General features: G+C 45.8%; 2 protein-coding genes. Both read left to right on the top strand.

What is annotated here, in order from left to right:
- Window positions 1-13: 13 nt before the first annotated feature.
- On the top strand, window positions 14-10,714 hold the full coding sequence (locus tag NSU11_RS01950; RefSeq protein ID WP_342493768.1) for an amino acid adenylation domain-containing protein: 10,701 nt from the start codon (window positions 14-16) through the stop codon (window positions 10,712-10,714).
- A gap of 43 nt (window positions 10,715-10,757) precedes the next feature.
- Window positions 10,758-14,591: an amino acid adenylation domain-containing protein gene (locus tag NSU11_RS01955; protein WP_342493769.1), complete on the top strand. Its 3,834-nt coding sequence runs from the start codon at window positions 10,758-10,760 to the stop codon at window positions 14,589-14,591.
- The last annotated feature ends 52 nt before the right edge of the window (window positions 14,592-14,643 follow it).

Genomic DNA, 14,643 nt, shown 5'->3' on the forward strand with positions numbered 1-14,643 from the left:
AAGAGGTGGACTTATGAGCAAGCAGAAAATTCAAAAGGTATATCCTTTAACACCAATGCAAGAGGGCATGCTGTATCATGCCATGCTAGACCCTAATTCCTCCTCTTATTTCACACAGCTTGAGCTTGGAATAAGCGGAGATTTTGATCTCGATCTTTTTGAAAAGAGTCTCAATGAACTCGTACGGACATATGACATTCTGCGTACAGCCTTTGTCTATCAGCAATTACAAAAGCCTCGTCAGGTTGTACTGGCTGAACGTCATATAGATGTGTATAGAGAAGATCTATCTCATCTGAATCATCAAGAGCAGAAAAAGGTATTGGATCAATATAAAAAGCAAGTGAGAAAGCAAGGATTTCACTTAACGAATGATCTGTTGTTGAAAGTCGCTGTTTTTCAATTAAATGAAACAAACTGGCACTTGATTTGGAGCAACCATCACATTATTATGGATGGTTGGTCCATGGGTGTTTTGATGAAAAAACTGTTTCATTACTATGAATCTTATCGGAACGGCCGAACGCCGGATCGCTCACAAGGTAAGCCTTATGCGGACTATATCCAGTGGCTTGGAAAGCAAAACAAACAAGAAGCAGAAGACTATTGGACGGAGCGGCTGGATGGTGCTGTTCAGCACCAAGGGCTGCTGCAGCAAAAAGAAGCGAACGGACAATATGACCATCAGGAATGGACGTTTACATGGGACGCTCAAACCGTACAAGCCATTCAAGATGCGGCAAGACAATGCCAAGTGACAGCACCGAACCTTTTTCAGGCTGTCTGGTCCGTTCTTTTAGGCACCTATCATGCAGCAGATGATGTCACATTCGGAACAGTCGTATCAGGCAGACCTCCAAGTGTGTCTGGGATTGAGCGGATGGCAGGGCTGTTTATCAATACGATACCTGTTCGAGTGACATTAGATCAGGAGCAGACCTTTAAACAGCTGTTTCAAACGGTTCAGCAGCATGCATTGGAAGCGGAAAACTATGATTTTATGCCGCTTTATGACATTCAGCAGAAAACAGCTGCTGGAGGAAAACTCTTTGATCATTTGGTTGGGTTTGAAAACTATCCTTTAGATCAGGAGCTGTCTGGTGACACCATGTCTGCACGTCTCGGTTTTGCCATTGATGTAAAGGACGGATTTGAACAAACGAATTTCGATCTCAATGTCCTTGTCTATCCTGGTGAAACGTGGACATTGAAATTCAAATACAATGCGATGGCTTTTGAAGAAAAGGTCATTGAAAACATATCAAAACATCTGACCAACCTCATGAAGCAAATCATTCACAATCCTGACGTACGTCTTCATGAAGTGACATGTATTACAGAAGAAGAAAAGCAGCAGATTGAAGTATGGAACCAGACGGAGCGAGATTATCCGAAGCATCTGTCCATTCCTGAGCTGCTCGATGAACGTATCAAGGCGCAGCCTGACCATCCGGCATTAGTCGAAGGCGAGCGAACATTCACATACGAAGAGCTTGGACAGGAAATCCGTCGTTTAGCGAGCAGTCTTGTAGAAAACGGCGTTCAGCGGGGGGATGCTGTCGCGGTATATATGAACCGATCAGCAGATGCGGTGATCTCTATTTTAGCCATTTTACATGCAGGGGCTGCTTATGTACCGATTGATCCAGCTCAGCCTGAGGAGAGAATCCGTTGGATGCTTGAAGACAGCGGCGTATCCGTTTTGCTCTATGCTGACAGCCAGCCGCCAGTTGATGAAAGCATCAAAGCTGTTCATGTGACCGGCATGTCTCATCACTCACAAGCGGAGTTATCAGTCGAGACGTCTCCATCTCAATTGGCATATATCATGTTCACTTCGGGATCAACTGGACGGCCAAAAGGAGTTCAAATTGAGCATCAGCATATTGTGAGGTTAGCATGCTCTCAGGAAAAAATAGGGTTGACCACGTCGGATCGTATGGCGCATACAGGAGCTGTCAGCTTTGATGCGATTACCCTTGAAATCTTCACTACGCTTCTGAATGGGGCGACGCTTTATCCTGTTGACCGTGATACTTTATTGGATATTCACCGATTTGAACAATTTATCCAAACACAACAGATCACAGCGCTCTTTTTAACGACTGGTTTATTTAATCAGCTCGCTCAGCAGCGGCCGCAAATGTTCAAAGGGTTAAAAACATTATTCACCGGCGGTGATGTGATCAATGTGAAAAGTGCGGAGCTTGTGAAAAAGCATCATCCATCAATTACCTTGCTGAATGTCTATGGCCCAACTGAAAATACAACCATTTCGACCATTTACGAAGTAAGAGGAGATGAAACGGGCCCGATTCCAATTGGTCAGCCGATCAATCATACGTCAGCTTATATTTTAGATGACTATCAAAGACTTCAGCCAATTGGAGCCCCAGGAGAGCTGTATGTGGGCGGAGATGGTGTTTCAAGAGGGTACATCAAACGTCCAGATTTGACTGATCAAGTATTCATGGCAGATCCTTTTAAGCCGTCAGGACGGATGTATCGAACGGGGGACTTGGCTAGATATGGTGCAGATGGTCAGATTGAATTCCTCGGCCGTGCCGATGATCAGGTGAAAATTCGTGGATTCCGTATTGAGCTTGGTGAAATTGAATCAGTGCTTCACCAAGAAGTGGGCATAGATGAAGCAGTTGTACTTGTTCAGCAGCTTTCTTCAGATGAAAAGGAAATCATCGCTTACTTCACAGGGTCACTGACAGAAGAAGAGGTACGAGATGTATTCAATCAAAAACTGCCAGCTTATATGGTGCCGCACCATGTGATGAAGCTGGATACCTTTGCACTTACATCGAACGGGAAGGTAGATCGAAAAGCTTTACCTAAGCCAGACGAAGTGCATCGCGAGGAAATCAAAATCATTCTGCCTGAGACTGAGACAGAAAAGGCACTCGCTGACATTTGGGAGGAGCTTCTTGGGAAAACGATTGGGATAGACGAGCATTTCTTTATGGCTGGCGGGCACTCGCTCAAGGCGATGATGATGTCTGCGAAGGTTCAAGAAGTGCTTCAAAAGGAAGTGCCGATTCAAGTGATTTTCGAGAAGCCGACGATTCGCTCATTAGCGGCTTACATCGATCAGGATGGTCAAGAAGAAGCCGGACATCCTATTTTGCCAGCAGAGCAGGCGGACGAATATCCGGTATCACCAGCTCAGCGCCGTTTATATATTTTGCAGACACTTGAACCTGACAGCACGAATTATCATATTCCGATCGTCTTAACGCTTGAAGGTACACTCGAATATCAGCGGCTCAAATCAGCATTTAATCAGTTAATCCAAACACATGAAATCTTAAGAACGAGCTTTCATATGAACGGAGAAGACATTGTCCAAAGGGTGCATGAATGGACTGAATTTGACCTTCCTGTTCATGACATCAAGGAAGAAGAGGCGGAGGCATTTCTTACTGAACGTCAATCGCCATTTGATTTAACAGCAGCACCCCTTTTGCGAGCTCAGCTGCTGAAAGTCAGTGAGAATCGTCATCTTCTCGCCTTAGAAGCACATCATCTCATTACAGATGGCAGCTCCATGAAGACATTCATTCGAGATTTGGCGAAGGCCTACGATGGGGAAGCTCTTGCTGAACGAGCCCTTCATTATAAAGATTACGCTGTCTGGCAGCTAAGTGAAGAAGAAACGGAGAAACAGAAGGAGCATGAAGCGTATTGGCTGAAGCAATTTGAAGGAGATTTACCGGTTTTAGAGCTGCCAACTGATTATCCTCGTCCAGCAGAACGTGATTTTACTGGAGAACGATTCATGTTTGGCTGTGATCAAGCAACGACTCAGCGCATTCAGGAACTGCTTCAGAAAACTGATACGACCATGTATATGTTCTTGTTATCCGCCTTTCAGGTGCTGCTTGCCTCCTATAGCGGGCAGGAAGATATCATTGTGGGTTCGCCTGTTGCTGGACGGACACACCCTGATATCCAGGACATGCCGGGAATGTTTATCAACACCATTGCGATGCGCGGAAAACCAGAACAAACCAAAACATTTTTACAGCTGCTTGAAGAAATAAAAGAAACAAGTGTTGATGCTTTTGCACATCAAAGCTATCCGCTCGAAGAGTTAATTGCACATCTTCCATTAGACCGTGATACAACTCGGAGCCCGCTTTTTAGCGTGTCATTTAACATGCAGAACATGGAGGTACCAGCGCTAAAGCTCGGCGATCTGCACATTTCGCCTTATGCCATTCAGCATCACTCGGTCAAATTTGATCTATCTTTAGAAGCATTTGAACGCGAGGGAGCATTAAAGCTGAGCTTTGACTATGCAGCGGCGTTATTTAAAGAAGAGACCGTCCGCCGGTTCGGAACTCATCTTCTGGCGATTATTCGGGAGGCGGTTCGTCATCCAGAGGAACAGATCGGCTTGCTCCATATACTGGATCCGCATGAACAAATAGAGCGTCTGGAGAAAAAAACCGAAGGGCAGACGAATCGTCATGAGCCATTCCATGTCCAATTTTCACGTCAGGCGAAGGAAACACCGGATGCTATCGCCGTCATGGATGATCAAAGAAAACTCACCTACCGCGAGCTTGAGGATATGTCATATGCACTTAGCTGTGAGCTTAAGAAACGAGGCGTCGAGAAGGAACAAACTGTGGCACTGATCCTTGACCGCTCTGTCTATGTCATCGTCTCCATGCTTGGTGTGATGAAAGCAGGAGGAGCGTTTGTCCCGATTGATCCGGCCTTTCCTGCTGAACGAATCCGCTACACATTAGAGGATTCAGGTGCACAAGTCATCGTGACAAATGAGTCTCTAGCAGATTCTTATCAAAATCATAAGTCGATTCAAGTGGTGCAGGTTGAACAAGCAGTGCATCAAAGCCATCCACTAGAATTGCCGGAAGTATCGGTTGATCAGCTTGCTTATGTCATTTACACATCTGGGACAACAGGGAAGCCGAAGGGTGTACAGCTCACGCATCGTAATCTATCACACTATGTCAGCTGGCTGATAAATGAGGTGACATTGCAGGAATGTGATCGGACGGCACTGCTTTCTTCTTATGCATATGATCTTGGTTACACAAGCATTTTCCCTGTTTTAAAAGCAGGGGGGACACTCTATGTTCCTCATGAAGACGTGTATACAGACCCTGTACGTTTGATGCGGTTGATTGATGAACAAGAGCTGACTTATATCAAAATGACACCATCCTTATTTCATATGATGGCAGATTCTAAGGAACATTCATTTAATGCTTTACGCCTGGTGGTACTTGGAGGAGAACCGGTGATCCCTGAGGATGTTGAAACATTTATGATGCAGCATCCATGCGTGGCAGTCATGAACCATTATGGTCCGACTGAGACAACCATTGGTACAGTGATCAAGCTGATCACACCGCAAGAGCTGGACGCTTTGAAGGAACGATCTTTGATCGGACAGCCAATTGCTCACGCAAGAGCGCTCGTATGCAATCAGCAGCAGCGGCTTGTCCCTTATGGCGCGCCGGGAGAGCTTTATATATCTGGAGAAGGCGTGTCGAGAGGATATTTGAATCAGCCTGAATTAACAGCAGAACGTTTTCTTGAAAATCCATATGATCCTCAAGAGAGAATGTATCGCACAGGGGATTTGGTCAGACAGCATGCAAATGGAGATATTGAGTTTCTTGGACGAGTCGACGATCAAGTGAAAATCCGCGGCTATCGCATTGAGAAACAGGAAATTGAGCATGCCGCACGTACTCTGGCATCTATTCAAGAAGTCTATGTAAAAGTCCTGCACCTGTCCCGTTTGCCGGAGCTTGCACTCTATTACACAGCGCCTGAACACATTGGAACACTGACGTTTAGAGAAAATCTTGCGGAGACACTGCCGGACTATATGATTCCAACGTACTTTGTGAAAGTCGATCACATTCCACTCACCCAAAACGGAAAGGTGGATGCGAAGTCTCTGCCGCTTCCGCATGAGGTACATATGAACCATGCGGCGCATGTGGCACCAGAAACGGAACTTGAGCAGGCGCTGTGTGACATTTGGTCAGAAGTTCTTGGGGTGGAACAAATGGGTGTTCTTGACCACTTCTTTGAATTGGGAGGTCATTCCCTCAAGGGCATGGTGCTCATTTCGAAGGTGCAGGCGAAGCTGAACAAGCATGTGCCGCTCAAAGTCCTTTTTGAAAAACCAACCATACGGGCAATGGCAGCCTACTTGGAAGAAACAGATTCTTCGGTGGTGACATCCATTCAGCCAGCGGAAAAGCAAGATTTCTATCCCGTCTCTTCTGCTCAAAAGCGTATGTATGTACTGCAGCAGCTGCATCCAGAAGCAGTCACTTATCATATGCCAGCCGTTTTAATGATGGAAGGCAGCCTTGATGTGAAGCAGCTAGAAGCAGCACTTCAAGCCTTGATCGACAGACATGAATCCCTTCGGACAGCCTTTGTAGAAATTGACGGCGTACCCGTTCAAAAAGTCTATCGCCAAGTACCGTTTACATTAGAGGTTGATGAAATAGAGGGCGGTCAGGAGCAGACTGTCGTCGAGTCATTCATTACACCATTCTCATTACATCAAGCACCATTAATGAGGGCAAAAGTGGCGAAGTTTTCTGATGAGAAATATGTATTCATGATGGATATGCACCATATCATTGCAGATGGTGTCACACGCAGCCTGCTCATTCAAGAACTCGCAGAGCTGTATGAGAAAAAGACGTTACTGCCAGTTCAGCTGCATTACAAGGATTTTGCGGTATGGCAGCAGGAAGAAAAGCAGCAGTCACTGCTTGAGAAACAGCGGCAGTATTGGCTGGAGCAATATGCACAGCCGCCGGAAGACTTAGCGCTGCCCCTTGATTTTCCGCGCCCTCATGTTCAGTCATTTGAAGGGGGCCGAGTCGATAGATGGTTGTCTGCTGAAAAGGTGCAATCCATCAAAACGCTCATGGCGGAAAAAGGTGTGAGCTTGAACATGGTGATGCAAACGGCATTTGCCATTTTCCTTTCGAAATTAACTGGGCAGACAGATATCGTCATAGGCGCTGTAACGGCAGGACGTACGCATGCTTCAATCGAACGGGTTCCAGGCATGTTTGTCAATACACTGGCTCTTCGAAACGAAGTGCAGCCAGAAGAAACGACAGCACAGCTGCTTGAAAAAATGAAAGATCGCAGCCTATCAGCCTATGAACATCAAGAATTCCCGTTTGAGGAATTGGTGGCTCAGCTAGATCTTCCGAAAGACACAAGCCGCAATCCATTGTTTAGTGTCATGCTGACAACAGATGACCGTGACCTGACGTTACCGGATTTGAATGGACTCAAGCTGTCGCAAAAGCAGCAAGATACCGTTCATGCAAAATTTGATATAACGCTCGGTGTATTTGAAGAAAATGACCAAGTAGGCTTGCGCTTTGAGTATGCAGCGGCCCTGTTTAAAAAGAGTACCATTCAGCGCTGGAGCCGATATATTGAAAAAATCATAGACGATATGCTGGCTAAGCTGAATCAGCCGATTTCAGCGCTGTCTCTCATAAATGAAGAGGAAAAACGAGAGCTGATCAATGAATGGTCAGGACGAGACCTTGACGTCCCGTTAGATCAAACCGTTCATGCCCTGATTGAATCTAAGGCACATGAAGCACCGCACCAAAAAGCAGCGACCTTCTGCGGTACAAGCTGGACGTATAAAGAACTGAACAGCCGGGCGAATGTAGTCGCTTCAAGACTCATCGCAAACGGCACAAAACCAGGCGACCGCGTCGGTATTCTCACCCGTCCGTCCCTTGATATGACGGCAGCTGTTCTTGGCGTTCTCAAGTCAGGTGCGGCATTCGTTCCAATTGATGCAGACTATCCAGCGCAGCGTATTGCATACATGCTGGAAGACTGCGGGGCAGAGGTGCTTCTGATGCAAAAAGGACTCACTGCGCCAAATTCTTTCACAGGACATGTGCTGTTCATAGAAGATGCCGTAGAAGGAGAAGCTCACGAGATTCAGGTTCATATCAAACCAACGGATCTCGCTTATATGATTTACACCTCTGGGACGACAGGAAAGCCGAAGGGTGTCATGGTCGAGCACCAGTCCCTTGTGAATCTTGCATTCTGGCACAATGAAGCCTTCCAAGTGACGAAAGACGATCGAACCGCGAAATATGCCGGCTTTGGCTTTGACGCCTCCATTTGGGAGATGTTCCCGACGTGGATCGCCGGCGCAGAGCTGCACATTATCGACGAAGCGATTCGTCTCGATATGATCAAACTCAATGCGTATTTCAATAAAGAAAACATCACCATTGCCTTCCTGCCAACGCAGTTATGCGAGCAGTTTATGTCAATGGACAACCATTCTCTGCGTTATTTACTAACAGGCGGAGATAAGCTGAAACAGGTAAAGCCAGTTCCATACAAACTAGTGAATAACTACGGTCCAACTGAAAATACTGTCGTAGCGACAAGTGGAGTCATCGATCCAGAACAAGGCACGATTCCGATAGGAACAGCGATTGCCAATACACGTTTTTACATCATGGGTTCTTTATACGACCTGTCGCCGCCAGGCGTACCGGGTGAGCTCGTGATTGCAGGAAAAGGACTGGCGAGGGGCTATTGGAATCTCCCAGAAGAAACCGACAAACGATTTGTGCCAGATCCATTTTATCCAGGTGAGCGCATGTACCGCACAGGCGATCTAGTGAAATGGACAGACGATGGAGAGCTGATTTATCTCGGCAGAATAGACCATCAGGTCAATATCCGCGGTTTTCGTATTGAGCTGTCAGAAATTGAAGCGCAGCTCCTGACGCTGGATGTCATCAAAGAAGCCGTCGTGACCACGGTCAAAGATGCAAGTGATCAGGACGCCCTTGCCGCTTACGTGATCACGAAGAACGATACAGATACAGAGAACTTAAAAGAAAGCCTAAAACGCACGTTACCAGAATACATGGTGCCATCATGGATCATAAAACTAGACCAATTTCCAATGACGGCAAATGGAAAGGTCGATCTAAAAGCATTGCCAGCTCCTGATATCGAAGCGAACCAAACGGTATACGAAGCACCAAGAGACGAAGTGGAAACGCTGCTTTGCGGCATTTGGGAAGATGTCCTTGGCGTCAGCCAAGTCGGCATTCACGATCACTTCTTCTTCCTTGGCGGAGATTCGATTAAAGGCATTCAAATGGCAAGCAGACTCACGCAAGCAGGCTGGAAGCTCGATATGAAACTTTTATTCCAGTACCCAACGATTGCGGAGCTGCGCCCATATATTGAAGAAGCCGATCTTCTCACAGCCGACCAATCACCTGTCGAAGGAGAAGTCATTTTAACACCAATTCAGCGCTGGTTCTTTGAACGAGCATTCAGCGATCAGCACCATTGGAATCTCTCGATGATGCTTCATGCACCAAATGGATTTGACCTTTCCATTACAGAACAAGTCATGCAAAAACTACTTTCACATCATGATGCACTGCGTATGGTATACAAGCAGGAACATGGCGGCATCCTGCAATACAACCAGCGGGAGCTCACGGAACCGCTGGCGATTATTTCTCATGATGTCTCAAAAGAGTACGACGTGAAAAAAGCGATTTCCACATATGCCAATGAGTATCAGCGTCAGCTGAACCTCGAAACAGGTCCGGTAATGAAAGTGATTTGTTTCCAAGCAGAAGATGGCGATCATTTACTCATCGTGACACATCATTTAATCATTGACGGTGTCTCATGCCGAATTTTACTAGAGGACTTTATGTCTCTATATCAGCAGGCAGCTCAGGGACAAAAGCTTGTCCTGCCGCTGAAAACTCATTCCTTTAAAGAATGGGCAGAGGCTATTGAACGTTATGCACAGTCACAGCCATTAAAAAATCAGCAGGAGTATTGGGCAGAAATTGAAAGCAAACCATTAACCGCATTACCTGTTGATCATGAAGTGACAAAAAGAAAAGTTGCCGAAACCAAATCAGTTCAAATGCAGCTGACAGAAACAGAAACTGAGCATCTTTTGACCGATATTCATCTGCCGTACACAACGGAAATGAACGATATTCTATTATGTGCTCTCGGTCTTGCTGTGCAAGAGTGGACAGGTGAGTCCTATGTACATGTGCAGCTTGAAGGTCATGGTAGAGAGGATATTTTATCAGGGCTGGATGTCTCTCGCACGATTGGCTGGTTTACGAGTATGTATCCAGTTGTTCTTGAAGCGAAGCCGAATCAGACCATAGCTGATGCTATTAAAGGAACGAAAGAAATGCTGCGGCGTGTGCCAAATAAAGGAATCGGCTATGGGATCTTAAAATACATGACAGCCGCTGAACCGTCAGGGCAGCATGTACATCCTGAAATCAGCTTGAACTATCTTGGACAGATTGATCAGGAAGTGACGACAGAACTCTTTGGGCCGTCGACTTATGATATGGGACGACAAGCAAGTCCTGATTCGGAAGCTGTTTATAAGCTGAACCTTAGTGGTCTTGTTCAACAAAATCGATTCATTTTGTCTTGTTCCTATTGTGCAAGTGAATATGAAGAACAGACGATACAGCAGTTCATGGCATTGTTGAAGGGGAAAATTCAATCCATCATCACCCATTGCTTAGCGCAGCAAGAACGGGAATTTACGCCAAGTGACTTCTCTGCGGCTGACCTTGAAATGGATGAAATGGACGACATTTTTGACATGCTTGAGGAGAAATTGACTTAACAACACGAGATGAATCATAAAAAAGGAAGGGAGGATGAAATAGATGAGTCAATTTAAAAGGGATCAAGTTCAAGACATGTATTATTTGTCACCGATGCAAGAAGGAATGCTGTTTCATACCCTCCATCATCAGGAAAAGGGCTTTTATGTAGAGCAAATGGATATGAACGTTAAGGGCACATTGCGTTATGACTTACTTGAGAAAAGCATGAATATCATCGTGGAGCGGTACGATATTTTTCGTACCGTGTTTCTCCACGAAAAAGTAAAGCGCCCTGTCCAAGTTGTACTAAAAGAACGTCCTTTTACACTTGATGTTGTGGACTTGCAAGATCTTTCTGAAGACGAACAGCTTGAACGTATAGAGAAATTCAAACAACAGGATCAGCTGAGAGGATTTGACCTCTCGAAGGATTCTCTCATGCGGGCATCTGTATTCCAAACGGGCCCTGCCAGCTATCGCTGGATATGGAGCTATCATCATATCCTTCTGGATGGCTGGTGCTTTGGACTTGTGGTGCAGGAGTTATTTGCGATTTATCATGCACTTTTACATGACATCCCTTACAAGTTAGAGCCGGTCAAACCATATAAAGAATATATAAAGTGGCTGGAAAAACAAGATAAGCAAGCATCACTTCAATATTGGCAGCAATCATTAGCAGGGTTTGATGGACAATCGACCTTTAAAGAGCAGCGGAAACAAACGAATGAACATGAATTAGGCGAAATTGAGTGGTCCATGAGCAAAGAAGAAACGGCCGCTTTATCAGAGTTAGCGCTGCAGCAAAATGCAACGTTAAGCAGTGCGCTTCAATCAGTCTGGTCGGTTCTGCTGAGCAGGTATCAGCGGTCAAATGATGTGCTGTTTGGAACAGTTGTGTCAGGACGTCCGGCAGACTTGGCTGGCGTTGACAGGATGGTTGGATTGTTCATCAATGTCATCCCAAGAAGAATTCAGCTGACAGATCACATGACATTTCGTGCGCTCCTGTCAGAAACACAGCAGCAGTCTCTTGCAGCCGAGCCGCACCAATATATTCCGATTTATGATATTCAGGCAAAGACAGGCCAGCAGCAGCTCATTGATCATATTGTTGTGTTTGAAAATGTCCCAGCCGCAAAGAAGGACGAGCAAGAGGCACGGTTAGGGTTCACGGTGGAGGACATGAATGTCTATGAAAAATCAAACTATGATCTCAACCTGCTCGCATCGCCTGGAGAAGAATTACTATTGAAGCTGGCCTTTAACCAAAGAGCGTTTGATCCTCAATTTGTTCATAAGTTAAAGGAACAGCTCAGCCTATTGATACATGAGGCGGTCAAGCATCCCGATCAATCGGTTCATACACTCCCATTCGTCACGAAACAGGAAAAACAGCTGATTCTTGAGGAATGGAATGCACCTGAGCTTGAGCATGACCAGTTGTATTTATCGAAATGGTTTGAGCATAATGTCCGCAAACAGCCAAATGCAGTGGCGCTATCAGCAGAAGAGCAAACGATGACATATGCTGAACTGAATGAACAAGCCAATCGATTGGCACGACATTTGCAAAAAAATGGGGCCGAACATCAAACGGTCATCGCCATTTTAGCCGATCGAACGCCTGAACTCATTGTCAGTCTGCTTGCTGTCTTAAAAGCAGGCGCAGCCTATGTGCCAATTGATCCCGACTATCCAGAAAGCCGCATTCAATACATGCTTAAAGACAGCGGAGCGACGCATCTTCTGACTCACTCATCCTTTATTGGTCAGGCGAAGGGGCTCGGGTTTGCTGGCACGTATCTGTTTGCAGATGATCAGGAGATTTCACTAATGAGCTCAGAGAATCTGCCGCTAGAAGCAGGTTTACACGATACGGCATATATCATGTATACATCTGGCACAACGGGTCAGCCAAAAGGCATCATGACAACCCATTCCAATATTGCCCGGGTGGTTAAAAATACGAACTACTTAACCATTTCAGAAACAGATACACTACTGTCGCTATCCAACAGCGTATTTGATGGCTTTACCTTTGATGTATACGGTGCGCTTTTAAACGGAGCAAAGCTTGTCCTGCCGAAAAAAGACACCATTTTAGATATGCATGAGCTGACGGAGCTGATTAAAAGAGAAAGCATTTCTGTCATGTTTGTTCCAACTGCTTTATTTAATCTTCTTATTGATGAAGAAACCGATTGGATGCGCAGTGTGCGCAAGGTGCTGTTCGGAGGTGAGCGTGCATCTGTACAGCATGTGAGAAAAGCCTTTGATGTCATGGGGAAAGGCAGACTAATCAATGTCTACGGCCCAACCGAATCAACGGTTTTCGCCACCTTTTATCCTGTAGATGAAGCTCCGCCGATCGAAGCGCATTCTATTCCAATCGGAAAGCCGATTAACCAAACGGGTGCTTATATATTGAGCCAGCACGGACAGCTTCAGCCGATTGGAATGGTCGGAGAACTTTGTCTCAGCGGCAAAGGGCTTGCGAAGGGGTATTTGAATCGTCCTGATCTGACAAAAGAAGCCTTTATCACACATCCATTTGCTGCGGGAGAAAGGCTGTATCGTACGGGTGATTTGGCTTATTTTCGAGCAGACGGTCTGATTGAGTATGCAGGCAGAGTGGACGATCAGGTGAAAATTCGCGGCCACCGAATTGAGCTGACAGAAATTGAAGCCCACCTTCTCATGCATCCAGGCGTAAAGCAAGCTGCCCTCATAACTGATCAGCATGGCTCGCAGCATACAAGGCTGCTCGCCTATATGACGTGTGAGGAGGAGTGGAAGGACAAAGTTGATGTGATCAAGTCAGGGCTGAAGGAGAAACTTCCGGCTTACATGCAGCCTCATGAACTGATCAGACTTGAGAAAATGCCGCTGACACCAAACGGAAAGGTTGATAAACGTCAGCTGCCAAAGCCAGAGGCGCCTCAAGGTAACCGCCATGTGAAGCCTCCGGCAAATGAGATAGAACAAAAGCTGCTTGTCATGTGGCGTGAAGTGCTTGAACGAGATGATATCAGTACAGATGACCATTTCTTTGAGCTTGGCGGACATTCTTTAAAAGCGATGTCACTTTTATCAAAGGTGTCGAAGGAATTCGATGTTCAGGTGCCTATTCACTTGCTGTTTGAGACGCCGACAATTGAAGCCATCAGCCGTTATATTCAACAGCAGGATCATGAAGCTGCCGGCTATCTTGTATTCAATGAATCTCAAAGGCCAACAGTCTTTGCTCTTCCGCCATTACCGGGCTACGGCTTTATCTATCAGGAAGCTGCCAAAACGCTTGATAGCGTTCGTTTGATCGCCTTTGACTTTATTGAAGCTGATCAACGCATGACGCAATACGTTCAGCATATTCAGCACCTTCAGCCTGAAGGACCGCTGACTTTGATGGGCTACTCTGGCGGGTGCTATCTGGCCTTTGAGCTCGTTCAATCGCTTGAACAAGCAGGACGGACGGTGGAAAAGGTCATCATGATTGATTCCTATAAGAAAATTGGTGAAAGTGATTTAGAAGGACGATCAATTGATGACGATATCGCAGCGATTGTCCATCAATCAAAGCAAAGTGAACTTGCCCAAGAAGAGCTCGTTCAAGAAGCGCTTGCTCAAAAAACGCGGGCCTATTATGAAACATTTGTTAAGGGGGTGAATCAAGGAAAGATACAAGCAGATATTGATTTCATCCAATCAGAAGAGCAAATTGATATACCAGACTGGATGGATCATTGGGAAGAAGCGACGACCGGTGCTTATCGCTATTATCAAGGCTATGGTCAGCATGCTGACATGTTCAAAAACAAAGAATGTGCAGCCCAAAATGCCCAGCTGATCCAAAAGATCGTCAATCAAAAAAATAGAGAAGCCGTTTTGTAAACTTTAGATCAGGCAGGGGTGCACATTAGCAGTCCTGCCTGATAAAAAAGGA

Origin of the sequence: Bacillus sp. FSL R5-0712, from assembly GCF_038593285.1 — a bacterium.
In the GTDB taxonomy this organism is placed as follows: Bacteria; Bacillota; Bacilli; order Bacillales; family Bacillaceae; genus Bacillus; species Bacillus safensis.